At 57.2% G+C, this 14,189-nt stretch carries 9 protein-coding genes; 3 read left to right on the plus strand and 6 right to left on the minus strand.

Annotation, left to right across the window (positions count from 1 at the left end):
* Window positions 1-7: 7 nt before the first annotated feature.
* The 3 genes from narH to FDP08_RS08585 form a co-directional block, all read right to left on the minus strand.
* Window positions 8-1,576: a nitrate reductase subunit beta gene (narH, locus tag FDP08_RS08575; RefSeq protein ID WP_137435554.1), complete on the minus strand. Its 1,569-nt coding sequence runs from the start codon at window positions 1,574-1,576 to the stop codon at window positions 8-10.
* Window positions 1,573-5,316, minus strand: coding sequence for a nitrate reductase subunit alpha (locus tag FDP08_RS08580; protein ID WP_137435555.1), 3,744 nt, complete (start codon window positions 5,314-5,316; stop codon window positions 1,573-1,575). Before FDP08_RS08580 ends, narH begins: the two co-directional genes overlap by 4 nt.
* Before the next feature lie 141 nt (window positions 5,317-5,457).
* Window positions 5,458-6,735: an MFS transporter gene (locus FDP08_RS08585; RefSeq protein ID WP_137435556.1), complete on the minus strand. Its 1,278-nt coding sequence runs from the start codon at window positions 6,733-6,735 to the stop codon at window positions 5,458-5,460.
* A 159-nt stretch (window positions 6,736-6,894) separates the two neighbouring features.
* On the opposite strand from FDP08_RS08585, the gene FDP08_RS08590 reads away from it, so the two are divergent.
* The 3 genes from FDP08_RS08590 to ubiT all read left to right on the plus strand — a co-directional run bounded on the left by FDP08_RS08590 (window position 6,895) and on the right by ubiT (window position 10,075).
* The gene (locus FDP08_RS08590) at window positions 6,895-8,754 is read left to right on the plus strand and encodes a histidine kinase (protein ID WP_137435557.1); all 1,860 of its coding nucleotides are present in this window, start codon (window positions 6,895-6,897) and stop codon (window positions 8,752-8,754) included.
* A gap of 35 nt (window positions 8,755-8,789) precedes the next feature.
* Entirely contained in the window at window positions 8,790-9,449 is a 660-nt protein-coding gene (gene narL, locus FDP08_RS08595) for a two-component system response regulator NarL (protein WP_137435558.1), read from the plus strand.
* Between the two features lie 68 nt (window positions 9,450-9,517).
* On the plus strand, window positions 9,518-10,075 hold the full coding sequence (gene ubiT / locus FDP08_RS08600; RefSeq protein WP_137435559.1) for a ubiquinone anaerobic biosynthesis accessory factor UbiT: 558 nt from the start codon (window positions 9,518-9,520) through the stop codon (window positions 10,073-10,075).
* Here the strand turns inward: ubiT and selD are convergent.
* The 3 genes from selD to FDP08_RS08615 all read right to left on the minus strand — a co-directional run bounded on the left by selD (window position 10,043) and on the right by FDP08_RS08615 (window position 14,035).
* Complete coding sequence (gene selD, locus FDP08_RS08605) at window positions 10,043-11,080, minus strand: selenide, water dikinase SelD (protein WP_206077281.1); 1,038 nt, start codon at window positions 11,078-11,080, stop codon at window positions 10,043-10,045. The genes ubiT and selD overlap by 33 nt on opposite strands.
* Before the next feature lie 28 nt (window positions 11,081-11,108).
* The gene (locus tag FDP08_RS08610; RefSeq protein WP_137435560.1) at window positions 11,109-13,112 is read right to left on the minus strand and encodes an EAL domain-containing protein; all 2,004 of its coding nucleotides are present in this window, start codon (window positions 13,110-13,112) and stop codon (window positions 11,109-11,111) included.
* A gap of 80 nt (window positions 13,113-13,192) precedes the next feature.
* Entirely contained in the window at window positions 13,193-14,035 is an 843-nt protein-coding gene (locus tag FDP08_RS08615; RefSeq protein WP_137435561.1) for an iron-sulfur cluster assembly protein, read from the minus strand.
* Window positions 14,036-14,189 lie beyond the last annotated feature (154 nt).

Here is a 14,189-nt window from a genome sequence, read left to right on the forward strand (position 1 = left end):
GGTCTCCTTATTCCTGCAGCTGTTTCGGGTCAACCTGCTTCACGGTGGACAGCTTCTGCACCATGCTGGTGGTCTGTTTGCGGCCACCAAACATGTTGAACTCGCTGTCGCCGTTGCAGCCGTCGCCGAAGCTGAACCCGCAACCACCACGCTCGCCGTGAGCATCGGGGAAGGCTTCCTTCGCCAGCTCGCGATGACTGGTGGGAATCACGAAGCGGTCCTCGTAGTTGGCAATGGCCAGGTAACGGTACATTTCATCGGCCTGGGCCTTGGTCAGCCCGGCTTCCTGAAGAGCCCGCAGGTCTTCCTTGCCTTCCACAGTTTCCGCGCGCTTGTACAGACGCATGGCCATGATCCGCTTGAGGGCACGGACAATCGGCTTCTCGTCGCCAGCCGTCAGCAGGTTGGCCAGGTACTTGACCGGAATCCGCAGGCTTTCGATCTTCGGCAGTATGCCGTCAAACTCAACCTTGCCGGCTTCCGCCGCAGACTGGATCGGGCTCAGTGGCGGCACGTACCAGACCATGGGCAGGGTGCGGTATTCCGGGTGCAGTGGCAGAGCGAGTTTCCAGTCCACTGCCATCTTGTAGACCGGGCTTTGCTGGGCGGCTTCGATGACGTTCATCGGGATGCCATCCTTTTTCGCCTGCTCGATCACCTTCGGATCGTTCGGATCCAGGAAGATTTCCAGCTGCTTCTCGTACAGCTCATGCTCGCCCGGGGTGCTGGCCACTTCTTCAATGCGGTCAGCATCGTAAAGCAGCACGCCCAGATAGCGGATGCGGCCGACGCAGGTCTCGGAGCACACGGTAGGCAGGCCGGCTTCAATCCGCGGGTAGCAGAAGATGCATTTTTCGGACTTGCCGGTTTTCCAGTTGAAGTAGATTTTCTTGTACGGGCAGCCGGACACACACATCCGCCAGCCACGGCACTTGTCCTGGTCGATCAGTACGATGCCGTCTTCCTCACGCTTGTAGATAGCGCCGCTGGGGCAGCTGGCCACACAGGTGGGGTTGAGGCAGTGCTCGCACAGGCGCGGCAGGTACATCATGAATGTATTTTCGAACTGGCCATAGATGTCCGCCTGTACCTGGTCGAAGTTCTTGTCCTTGCGACGCTTGGCAAACTCGGTACCCAGGATTTCTTCCCAGTTCGGGCCCCATTCGATTTTCTGCATGCGCTGGCCGGAGATCAGCGACCGTGGCCGTGCTACCGGTTGATGCTTACTGTCACCGGCGGTATGCAGGTGCTGGTAATCGAAATCGAACGGCTCGTAGTAGTCATCGATCTGCGGCAGATCCGGGTTGGCGAAAATGTTCGCCAGAATCCGGAAGCGGCCACCGATCTTCGGGCGGATCTTGCCGGAGCTGTCGCGCATCCAGCCGCCTTTCCACTTGTCCTGGTTTTCCCATTCTTTGGGATAGCCGATACCGGGCTTGGTTTCGACGTTGTTAAACCAGGCGTACTCCATGCCTTCACGGCTGGTCCATACGTTTTTGCAGGTCACCGAACAGGTGTGGCATCCGATGCACTTGTCCAGGTTCAGTACCATGCCGACTTGGGAACGGATTTTCATTTTACAGCCTCCTGAACAGTGTCATTACCTTCGCCATCGAGCCAATCGATGTTGTGCATCTTGCGCACTACCACGAACTCGTCGCGGTTGGAGCCTACGGTGCCGTAGTAGTTGAAGCCGTAGGAATACTGCGCGTAACCGCCGATCATGTGGGTCGGTTTCGGGCACACCCGGGTGACCGAGTTGTGGATACCGCCGCGGGTGCCGGTGATCTCGGAACCGGGAATATTCACTATCCGCTCCTGGGCGTGATACATCATCACCATGCCTGGCATGACCCGCTGACTGACTACCGCCCGGGCCGCGATGGCACCGTTGGCGTTGAACAGCTCGATCCAGTCGTTATCTTCAATTGCCAGCTCTTTGGCGTCGTCCTCACTCAGCCACACGATCGGCCCACCGCGGGACAGGGTCAGCATCAGCAGGTTGTCACTGTAGGTACTGTGGATACCCCACTTCTGGTGCGGCGTGATCCAGTTCAGCGCTTTCTCGGCGTTGCCGTTGCTGCGCTGGTTCAGCATGCTGCTGACCGTCTTGGTGTTGATGGGCGGACGGTAGACCAGCAGGCTCTCGCCGAAAGCGCGCATCCACTCATGATCCTGGTAGAACTGCTGGCGACCGGTCAGGGTGCGCCAGGGAATCAGCTCGTGGACGTTGGTGTAGCCGGCGTTGTAGGACACGTGCTCGTCTTCCAGACCAGACCAGGTCGGGCTGGAGATGATCTTGCGCGGCTGCGCCACGATATCCCGGAAGCGTATTTTTTCCTCTTCCTTGTTCTTCGCCAGATGGCTGTGGTCCAGGCCAGTGAACTCGGACAGTGCTGCCCAGGCCTTCACCGCTACCTGGCCGTTGGTTTCCGGCGCCAGGGTCAGGATCACTTCTGCCGCGTCAATGGCGCTTTCGATCTTCGGACGGCCGGCGTTGGCCCCGTCTATATGCTTGTAGTTCAGGTCGCCGAGGAACTTCACTTCCTTCTCGGTGTTCCAGTTGATGCCCTTGCCACCGTTGCCCAGCTTGTCCAGCAGCGGCCCGAGTGAGGTAAAGCGTGCATAGGTGTTCGGGTAGTCACGCTCAACGGTGATGAAGTTGGGCGCAGTCTTGCCCGGAATCAGTTCGCACTCACCACGCTTCCAGTCCTTCACGTCGAAGGGCTGGCCCAGCTCGGCCGGTGCGTCGTGCAGCAGCGGCAGGGTAACCACGTCTTTCTCGACACCCAGGTGACCTTCGGTTGCTTTGGAGAACGCCTTGGCAATGCCCTTGTAGATTTCCCAGTCACTACGCGCTTCCCAGGCCGGATCAGTGGCGGCAGTCAGCGGGTGAATGAACGGGTGCATGTCCGAGGTATTCAGGTCGTTTTTCTCATACCAGGTGGCGGTCGGCAGAACGACGTCGGAATACAGGCATGTGGTGGACATGCGGAAGTCCAGGGTCACCAGCAGGTCAAGCTTGCCTTCCGGCGCTTCGTCATGCCATTTCACTTCCGTCGGCTTGGCGCCGCCTTCGTGGCCAAGATCCTTGCCTTGCAGGCCACTCTTGGTACCCAGCAGGTACTTGAGCATGTACTCATGGCCCTTGCCGGAGGAGCCCAGCAGGTTGGAACGCCACACAAACAGGTTGCGCGGACAGTTCTGCGGCGCTTCCGGGTCTTCACTGGCGAAGGCCAGGGAGCCGTCCTTCATGGACTGGGCCACATAATCGGCCACTTCCATGCCGGCTTTCTCGGCTTCGGCTGCGATACCCAGCGGGTTGCGGTTCAGTTGTGGCGCAGACGGCAGCCAGCCCATGCGCTCGGCGCGGACGTTGTAGTCAATCAGGCTGCCACTGAATTTGGACTTGTCCGCCAGCGGCGACAGGATTTCGTCCACACCCAGTTTCTCGTAGCGCCACTGGCCGGAGTGGGCATAGAAGAAGGAGGTTGAGTTCATATGGCGCGGCGGGCGCTGCCAGTCAAGACCAAACGCCAGCGGCTGCCAGCCGGTCTGCGGTCGCAGTTTTTCCTGGCCCACGTAGTGGGCCCAGCCACCACCGCTCTGGCCGATACAGCCACACATGATCAGCATGTTGATCAGGCCACGGTAGTTCATGTCCATGTGGTACCAGTGGTTCATACCGGCACCAACGATAACCATGGAACGGCCCTTGGTCTTGTCCGCGTTGTCGGCGAACTCGCGGGCAATGCGGATTACTTTGTGAGCGGGAACACCGGTGATCTTTTCCTGCCAGGCCGGGGTGTAAGGCTTCACTTCGTCATAGGAAGTGGCACCGTCATCGTCGCCCAGACCGCGACTGATACCATAGTTGGCCACCATCAGGTCGAATACGGTGACCACACGGCCTTCGCTGCCGTCAGCCAGCTGCACTTTGCGACTGCCCAGCTTGTGAGTCAGGGTGTCGGAGATCTCTACGCTCTTGAAATGGTCATGCTCGATTCCGCCAAAGTACGGGAACGCCACATCCACCACATCATCGTGTTTCTCCACCATGGAGAGCTGCAGCTCCACATCGGCGCTGTCAGCGGTCTGCTTCAGGTTCCACTTGCCTTTCTGCCCCCAGCGGTAACCGATAGAGCCGTTAGGCGCGGTTAGCTGATTGGTTTTCTCGTCGATGGCGATGGTTTTCCACTCGGGGTTATTCTCTTCCCCAAGGCCATCCACCAGGTCACTGGCACGCAGGAAGCGGCCGGGCACGTAACGGCCATCCTCGCGCTTATCCAGCATGACCAGGTAGGGCATGTCGGTATAGCGGCGAACGTAGTCGGTAAAATACTCGCTGGGCTTGTCGACGTGGAATTCCTTCAGAATCACGTGGCCCATGGCCATGCCCAGGGCCGCATCGGTGCCCTGCTTCGGGTTCATCCACTCGTCAGACAACTTGGAGACTTCGGCGTAGTCCGGAGTAATGGCGACCGTCTTGGTGCCCTTGTAACGCACTTCGGTGAAGAAGTGGGCGTCCGGGGTACGGGTCTGGGGTACGTTGGAGCCCCAGGCGATGATGTAGCCGGAGTTGTACCAGTCGGCGGACTCCGGCACGTCGGTCTGCTCACCCCAGGTTTGCGGTGAAGCCGGCGGCAGGTCGCAGTACCAGTCGTAGAAACTCATGCACACGCCACCGATCATGGACAGGTAACGGCTGCCGGCCGCGTAGGACACCATGGACATGGCCGGGATCGGCGAAAAGCCGATGATACGGTCAGGGCCGTATTTTTTGGCGGTGTACACGTTGGAGGAGGCAATCAGCTCGTTGACTTCGTCCCAGCTGGAGCGCACGAAACCACCCATCCCGCGGCGGGGCTTGTACTCGGCGGTTTTCTTCGGGTCTTCCACGATGGAGGCCCAGGCATCCACAGGATCCTTGTGTTGCGTTTTTGCTTCACGCCACAGCCTCATCAGGTGCTTGCGCATCAGCGGGTATTTCAGGCGGTTGGCGCTGTACATGTACCAGGAGTAACTGGCGCCGCGGGGGCAGCCGCGGGGCTCGTGGTTGGGCAGGTCCGGACGGGTACGGGGATAATCGGTCTGCTGGGTTTCCCAGGTGACCAGGCCGTTCTTGACGTAGATTTTCCAGCTGCAGGAACCGGTGCAGTTTACACCGTGGGTGGAGCGCACGATCTTGTCATGCTGCCAGCGCTGGCGGTAGCTGTCTTCCCACTCGCGGCTGACATCGTGGGTTTCGCCGTGGCCGTTGGCGAACGGCTCGCGCTTTTTCCTGAAGTAATTCAGTTTGTCGATCAAATGACTCATGGTCTCTCTCTCCATCTGCCCGTCTGCCGGATCGCTGTTCTGATGCAGCTCCGATTTGAGACCATTGTGAGTGAGAAAAACCCTGAAATCTGCGTGGTTACTACCACATAACCCACCTCTACCACCCAAGTGGTAGAGGCCCTATACACCCTTGTGTAACAACACCCGGCGCTCCTCGCGACGGTAGTCCCGGGCGAACATGAACAGACTGCCGGTCAGCAGTACGAAAAGGATCATGAACATGGCCGTACCCACGCCGACCCAGTGAATCATGGCGCCGAAAAGCACCGGCAGCAGAAACGCAACCAGGCAGGCACTGAACAGCAACATTCCGGCGGCGAAGGCCGCTGCCTCACGGTTTTCCTCAACGACCATGCGCTGGAGACCACCCATGGCGGAGCCCAGCGCGATGCCCAGCAGGACTATGAAGAAAGCTTCGAGAAAGAGTGGCAGGGAGAGCTCCAGTGAAATCACTGAATCAATGCCATGAACCGACAGCGTCATCGGAGGATAGGACAGCACGAACAGGGCTGCCAGACAGGCCACCAGTGAACGCACTACCACTCTGCCCGCCCCGTAGCGATCTGACAGTCCCCCTCCCAGAATCTGCGCCAGGGCGCCGGGTATCACAAACCACAACGCCAGCCGGGCACCCGACTCCATGGTCAGCAGGAAACGGGAGGCCATGAAATCCGGCAGCCATAACGCCAGGGAAAAAAAGCTCCCGGCTACCACTCCAAAATACAGATACAGTCGCCACACCCGCAGGTTTTCAAGGCGACGCAACAGTTGCCTGGCACTGGTTTCAACATTAGGGTCGCCACGGGAATCCGAATCGTCCGTCAGCAACACCAGCAGGGTGGTCACCAACAAAAGAACAACCAGATAGGCAAGTGGCACGCCTTTCCAGGAGAATGCCTGCACAATCAGCGGAACCAGATAATAATTGAAGCCGGCGCCCGTCACTCCGGCACCGAATACGCCCAGTACCAGCCCCATATGTCGGGAGGAGGCATGACTGGTCACGAACTGAAGGCCAGCGCTGTAAAATCCGCCGGCAAGGCCCAGACCAGCCGCAACCAGCAGGTACCCGGCCCAGGTTTCCACCACCAGCAGCAATGCCATAGACACGGAAAGGCCGAGCAGGCAGGCAATCATGACCCGCCTTGCACCCAGCTTCTGGGCGGCAATGCCCGCCGGCACCGCCAACAAGGCACCAGCAGCCATGGGCGTTGCCAATAACAGGCCAAACTCCAGGCTGCCCAACCCCAGAGCATTCCGAAGATGCGCGCCGGCCACGGCAAAAATGGTCCAGCAACCGGCTGCAATAACAAAGCCAACGACCGCCAGCGGAAGAACCACTGCCAGCGATGTCAGTTTATCGTTATCGTCATCGTCACCAATGGAGAAAGGCTGCATGACACTATCCACCCGAAGCCAACTTGCAGTTTCATGTTTTGCCCTGCACAGGGTCAAAGACTATGATGGGGGATCGACTATTGGGGTAATCACGGGTGCCTGACTATCCTCAAGGAGGTACACTCCCTCCATATTTGCTGTACCCAACGAAGAGACCAGATGACACGCAATAGCCCCCTTGTAAAACGCATCGCCATTGTCGTTGGCGCCGTCGTACTGACTGCCATTGTCAGCATGGCCACTACTCTCGGGGTATCACGCAGCATCGAGGGCAATGCGACGGCCATTAATATTGCCGGTTCACTGCGTATGGGCGCTTATGAATTGCTTGCCCGCTCTGCAGCCGACCCGACAGAACACCACGCCACGACATTTATGGCCGGGCTGGATGCTTACCAGCAACGTATGGCACACCCCGGATTCACCCAGGCAATCCCCAGTGGCAAAGATCATCCGCTGGCGAAACAGCACCAGATTATGGAATCCCTCTGGCACGGTGAACTTAGCCCGGCTCTGGTAGCCAATGCCCCGAACAGCACTCGGGTGACGGAAGACCTGATAACAGTGACAGAGCGCTATGTGGCTGAGGTAGATAAACTGGTCAGCATGCTTGAGCACCGGACCGAGGCCCGCGTCGATCTGTTGCACCTGATCCAGATCATCAGCCTGGTGCTCTCGATACTGATTATTTTTGGACTTTACCTCGATATCAAAAAACGGGTACTTCGCCCGCTGCGCAAACTGATGGACATTGCGGTCGCGGTGGGTGAGCAGGATTTCTCGCACAAGGCCAACCTGAAAGGCTCGGATGAGCTGTCCCAGCTAGGTATTGCCTTTGACCAGATGACCAGTGAACTGGCCCTGAGCTACAACGAACTGAAAGAAGACGCCATGGCAAAAACCCGGGAACTGGAGAAGAGCCACGCGGCCCTGGAATTGCTCCATTCGTCCAGTCGCTCCCTGTTTGCCAATCACGACCTCTGCAACGGCGCCATCCCCATGCTTCAGGATCTGGAGCAGTTGCTTGGCATCGGCCCCATCCGTCTTTACCTGCACGACAAGAACTCCAGCGAGCCGGTCGAAGCCATTACCACTTCTACCAAGGATCGGCCGTTCTACTGTAAGGATCACCACTGCAATGCCTGCCTGGTAACTCCGGAAGTGTTTGATGAGCTGCCAAATGAGGGCAACGACGGCCGAAGACTGCTGTTGCCGATTCGCACACCGGGACAGCTTCTGGGTACCCTGGAAGTCTGGTACCCAGCCAGCAAGGGGCTTTCCCAGACCGCCCGCCGCCTGCTGGAAACCCTGAGTGACCAGTTGGCTACGGCCATCTTCCTGGAACGCCAGATTACCGAGGAGCAACAGCTCACCCTGGCAGAGGAACGCACTGTGATTGCCCGGGAACTCCATGATTCCCTGGCCCAGTCGCTGTCCTATCTGAAGATGCAGGTAGCACGGCTCCGTCGTCTCGATATCAAGGGAGAGCATGAAAAGGTCCACAATGACATTCTGGAAGAGCTGAGTACCGGCCTGAACAGCGCTTACCGTCAACTACGGGAGCTGCTGACCACCTTCCGGCTGAAACTGGATACCCCCGACCTGGCCACAGCCTTGAGGCAAACCGCGGAGGAGTTCTCTGAACGCCTGGGCAGTGAGGTGAAACTGGACTACCGTCTGCCACCGCAAACGCTGTCTCCCAACGAAGAAATTCATACCCTGCAGATTGTCCGCGAAGGGTTGGCCAATGCCGTCAAGCACTCTGAAGCATCGGAAATTCTGGTGCAGGTGCTGTTTGAATCTCCCAGGGTAAGCGTCAGAATACTTGATAATGGTAAAGGTCTGCCGAATGGTGACCAGCCGTCACAGCACTATGGGCTGATTATCATGCAGGACCGGGCCCGCACCCTGGGCGGAAAAGTCAACGTCCTTAACCGTGACACCGGCGGTGTCGAAGTGGCGCTGAGCTTTGTGCCCAAGAGCCGGCACCTGATTACATCCGAAGCCGCTGGCGGCTGAGCGTTGCAACACTACTTCAAATAATGAGAGGAACCATGTCTGACTCACCAGCAAGCATTCTGTTGATTGATGATCACCCTTTGCTTCGTCAGGGCATAAAACAACTGATCGAGATGGAAGACGACATGCAGGTGGTTGGCGAGGCCAGCAACGCCGCCGACGGTATTCGCCTGGCGCAGGAGCTTGAACCCGACCTGGTGCTGATGGACCTCAACATGCCGGAAATGAATGGTATTGAGGCACTGAAAAAACTGCGCGAAGGTAGCATCAGCTCCCGCATCGTGATGTTTACGGTGTCTGACCATGAGGACGACGTGGTGGCGGCCCTGAGAGCCGGCGCTGATGGTTATCTGCTGAAGGATATGGAGCCGGAGGACATGATCCGACAGCTGCACGACGCCGCCGTGGGCAAGATGGTCATCAGCGACCGCCTGACCGCCCTGCTGGCGCAGGCACTGAGATCCCAGAAGCCTCAGCAGGCCTCACGCCCGGACTTTGACAGCCTGACCCCGCGGGAAAAGGATATCCTTCGCCTCATTGCCGAAGGCCTGTCCAACAAGATGATCGGCCGCAAGCTGGACATCAGCGATGGCACTGTCAAAGTGCACGTCAAGCACCTGCTGAAGAAACTGAACCTGCGCTCCCGCGTGGAAGTGGCGGTATGGGCAGTAGAGGAAGGCCTGCACAAGGGCTGAGTTATATCAAATCACTGCACTATGGTTTCCGATATTCTGGGCGGGTTTCTGACCGTCCGGAGTACACCATGGCATTTTCCCTACCCCCCATTGCATCGCTGAACGGCCCTCTTCTCGACCAATCCCTGGCGGTTCTCAGGGAGTATTTGCCCTCGCCTTTCCCGGTGCTGGGCGCCATAGACCGCCACATACCGCTTCCGTTCAAGCAGCTTGCCGCTGAGGCGCCGCTTAACCAGCTGTTTGCCACTGCCATTGCTGATGGTGAGTTCGACGATTTTGAAGGGCGCCGCATCAGGCTGGAAGCAACGGGCGGGCAACCAGGCATTACCATCGGTTTCTGGGCCGGGCGCCTGCGTATTCTTGATGGCCCGGGGGAGGCCACTATCCGGGGGTCCCTGGCCGCCTTCAAGACGCTGGCAGAGCGACGGCAAGACCCCGACCAACTCTTCTTTCAACGCCGGCTGGTTATCGAAGGGGACACAGAACTCGGACTGGGGCTGAAAAATCTGCTTGATAGTCTGGAGTGGGATCTTACGATCCGTCGACTTCTCCAGTGGCGTTCCCCTTTTTCCAGCGCGGGTGCACCTGGAGACTCAGCCAATAACCTGAACCATCGACTCACCTGAACCACGCTCATGCAACCGCCCGAACGGATGGAGCGCCAGCCCGAGTTCCCTGGCCTTCTCCTCAAAACTGGCCCGGCCCTGTTCGGCGACACAGACCAGCAGCCCTCCACTGGTCTGTGGATCGCAAAGCAGCGTCTTGTCCTGATCCGTCAGGCCCTCGAAGGCGTCGCCCAACGATGCGGCATTCCGGTGGGTACCACCCGGAATACAGTCCGAATCAATGTAGCAAGCCAGGTTCGATAGCTGCGGCACTGAACTCCGGTTAATAGTGGCACCAACACCGCTCCCACGGCAGATCTCCATCAAGTGGCCAGCGAGACCAAAGCCGGTAACATCGGTCATGGCATGTACGCCGTCCAGTGAAGCGAAGACTTCACCCACTTTGTTGAGGGTGCACATGGTTTCAACGGCAACAGCCAGGTCGGCCTCGCTGATCCGTTGCTTCTTCAGTGCGCTGGTCAGAATTCCCACGCCAATCGGCTTGGTCAGGTACAGCAGGTCGCCGGGCCGGGCGGTATCGTTACGCACGATTCGATTCACCGGCACCTGTCCGGTAACGGCTAACCCGAAGATCGGTTCCGGTGAATCAATGCTGTGCCCCCCTGCCAACGCTATTCCGGCATCGGTGCATACTGCCCGCCCACCCTCGATTACCCGGGAAGCGATCTCCGGCGCCAGCTGGTTTACCGGCCAGCCCAGTATGGCGATTGCCATCAACGGTTTCCCGCCCATGGCATAGACGTCACTGATTGCATTTGCAGCCGCGATCCGGCCGAAGTCATAGGCATCGTCCACCACAGGCATAAAAAAATCTGTAGTGCTGATGATGCCCAGACCATTGCCAACATCCATGACGGCAGCATCATCCCGGCTGGCATTGCCGACCAGGAGTCGCGGATCGTGAAAATCAGGGGTTGTGGTGTGAAGAATGCGCTCCAGAACATCCGGCGCAATTTTACAGCCGCAGCCGGCTCCGTGACTGAACTCGGTAAGGCGAGTTGCCAAAATACAGTCCTCTATTGATTGCGTTCTATTAAGGCAGTGTCGAGTCCAATGCCCATTGGGGGAAAGGCTTCCAGCGGGCAAGCCAGTCAGCCAATTTGTCCGGGGCTATCGGTGGCGATATCCCATAGCCCTGGGCGAACTCACATCCCAGACTCAGCAGCACTTCCCCCTGCTCTATGGTTTCCACGCCCTCGGCAATCAGTTCCCTGCCAAAAACCCTGGACAAGCCGATGATCCCCCTCAGGATTGAGAGGTTCTCCTCGGTATCACCCGCACCACTTACAAATTCGCGATCTATCTTGAGAGTGTCCACGGGCAACTGCTTCAGATAGGACAGCGACGAATACCCGGTACCAAAATCATCCAGTGAAAAAGTGACACCAAGCCGCTTGCAATCAACAATGATACTCACCGCTCGCTCAAGCTCACCCAATGTTGCCGTTTCCAGTATTTCAAGGTCAAGGCGCCCGGGATCCTGTTCAGGAAACCGGGCCAGTATGCCCTTTAGCTGCTCGGCGAATCCAGGCTCCAGCAACTGAATTGCGGCAATATTTACACTGATATCAAGATGAATTCCCTGGCTGTCCCAGGCCTTCATTTGCGTCAGCGCTTCAAGCAATACCCACTCGCCCAACTCGATCATCAAGGGGTGGTAGTCAATCGCTGGCAGGAAGGCAGCGGGGGAAAGTAAACCATTATCCGGATGCTCCCACCGGATCAGAGCCTCAACCCCGTTTACCTCACCGCTCCTGAGATTGACCTTTGGCTGGTAAAAAAGTCTGAACTGCCCGTTTTCAAGACCTTTCCTGATATCTGACAGCAGCAACTGCCGGGACCTGTTTGCTTTCTTTTCTTCCACATCCAGGAACAGCCAGCTGCCTTTGAGTTCGTGCTTGGCCCGAAAAAGCGTATTGTCAGCTTGCCGTAAGAGTGTGTCTGCATCTTCAGCCATATCCCCCATATCCTTATCGGGAAACAACACGATACCCGCTGAAAACGATATGTGCGCCGACTCGCCACCAAGATCGAAAGGCAGCCGGCCAGTCAGCTGCAGGGCATGAAGCCTGGACTCCACCTGGCTGGCATCCGGGAGAAGAAGCACAAACTCATCTCCGCCAATCCGCGCGAGAGCCGCATCGTAAGGCAGTGCATCAAGCCACCGCCGAGCGAGTAATCCCAGCATGCGATCAGCGGCCTCTTCCCCAAATCGGCTATTAATCTCGTGGAAGTTGTCCAGGTCTATTGAAACCAGTGCCGCCGAGTCTTCTTCCAGATCGGCACGATCAAGCAATTCGCGAATAAAACGGGTAATGCCATTACGGTTCCATAGCCCTGTGAGAGCGTCTGAATAGGCAAGAAATTCCACCTGCTTCTGATGATCACTTGCTTGAGCCTCCAGAGCCTGTTGCAACCGCTCGTTCTGCAGGCAACGCAGTTCGTCCTCAGCTTTTTGCCTGGCCATCTTTTCACGCATCAACTGAATTGTGCTATCAGACAGTTTGCCGTAGATCTCCAGCAAAGCGTTTACAAGCACTGAGACGGAACCACTCAGTTCCGAATCCACATATTCTCGCGCCTCCTTCGGAGGCTTGCCTGCTTCCAGCGCTTCCACAGTCAGTGCCATGCGCCGGTCTGATTCCAATATATGAAAGGCGAGCCAATGAGTCAGATAATCGAACAGTTCAGCCAAAACATCATCCTGTGGCGCTTTGCTTTGGCGAAGGGTCTGGATTCGCGCAAAAAACATCTGGTGAGACTTGTGGTGATTTCTTGATATCTCCGACTCTCCAAAGCTCTTCTTCCAGATACCTTCCTCATACTCAAAATGATAGGAGGCGTAGGCCAGAAGCTCTTCAAGCAGATGGGAGCCATCCTCCTGCGAACTACTGGAAGCAAAGTGCCACGCCAGCCGGTTGAGGATATTCACCAGCACTCGATGCTGATCATCAATATCTTTCAGTCCGGTTTCGAAGTTACAGTTCCAGGGGAAAATCTCAAAAGCATCAGATTCGTTCGCCCGATTTATTGTCACAGTTCTCGGACTCCAATGTGAAAAGACAACTATTAGCAGTGTAGCCCAAGTTTCCACATGAGATCCGTCAATTTACCGGCTCAGATCAGCCCCAGCTCCAGCCGTGCCTCCTCTTCCAGATTGTCGTAGCTCCAGGGAGGATCAAACACGATATCCACCTGGGCATCTTCAACGTGGGGAACCTGTAGCAGCTTGCCTTTCACATCGCCGGCAATGATGTCACCCATTCCGCAACCCGGTGACGTCAGTGTCATTTCAACACGTACAGAATGGCTGTCCTGATCAATATCCAGTTTATAGATAAGCCCGAGAGCGACCACGTTCACCGGAATTTCCGGGTCGTAGACCAGACGCATCGAATCCCAACATTGTTGCTGACTGATCTGCCCATCCTCCGGCGGTTCGAACATGATGGCGTCTGAATGGAAGCCCAGTTGTCGCGTGACCTCCGGAGAAAGACGGTACAGGTTGCCCTCGTAGTTAACCGTGAAGCTTCCACCGAGTGCCTGCGTTATCGAGACGGATGCCCCCTCCGGAAGGGTTACAGCGTTTCCGTATGGCACCCGCAAGGCTTCACAGTTTTGCGACAACACGAAGGTTTTGGGTGGTTTTGCCGGCTGTTTCGCATTCGGTGCCTTGATGGTCAGGCACTGGAGTTTCCCCTCCCCCTGAACACCAATCTGCATATCCTGCAGGTAAGGGACACTCACCTCATCGAAATACAGCACCAGTTCATCAAACTCTTTACGGACATCCCCCGGCGACTCCTCGCCCGGCGGACAGAAGGCCAGGCATGTTTCGGCATGCTGGGTGCCGGCCTTGTCCACATACACACGCGCCGCCATCCCGGGCACTTCCTGCTTCGCAAGCAAAGTGACCAGATAGTCACGGGCTTCCGGTTTCACTTCAGCATTGATGTTCACGATCTACTCACCTTTTCTGCGTTTTTCACGTTCCCGTTTAACCTGGTTCGATTTGCATTCATTACTTACGAGATCCAGCCACCTCAGGTGCTGATCCCAGATCGGGTCTTTCGATTTTTTCGGTTTGTCGCTAGTCATCGTTACCTCTCCGTGC

Origin of the sequence: Marinobacter panjinensis (assembly GCF_005298175.1) — a bacterium.
GTDB classification, from domain to species: Bacteria; Pseudomonadota; Gammaproteobacteria; order Pseudomonadales; family Oleiphilaceae; genus Marinobacter; species Marinobacter panjinensis.

Coding starts and splice junctions, on each gene's coding strand:
- FDP08_RS08585 (WP_137435556.1), bottom strand. CDS start 6,735: ATGCAGCCTTTCTCCATTGGTGACGATGACGATAACGATAAACTGACA.
- FDP08_RS08580 (WP_137435555.1), bottom strand. CDS start 5,316: ATGAGTCATTTGATCGACAAACTGAATTACTTCAGGAAAAAGCGCGAG.
- narH (WP_137435554.1), bottom strand. CDS start 1,576: ATGAAAATCCGTTCCCAAGTCGGCATGGTACTGAACCTGGACAAGTGC.
- ubiT (WP_137435559.1), top strand. CDS start 9,518: ATGGCATTTTCCCTACCCCCCATTGCATCGCTGAACGGCCCTCTTCTC.
- narL (WP_137435558.1), top strand. CDS start 8,790: ATGTCTGACTCACCAGCAAGCATTCTGTTGATTGATGATCACCCTTTG.
- FDP08_RS08590 (WP_137435557.1), top strand. CDS start 6,895: ATGACACGCAATAGCCCCCTTGTAAAACGCATCGCCATTGTCGTTGGC.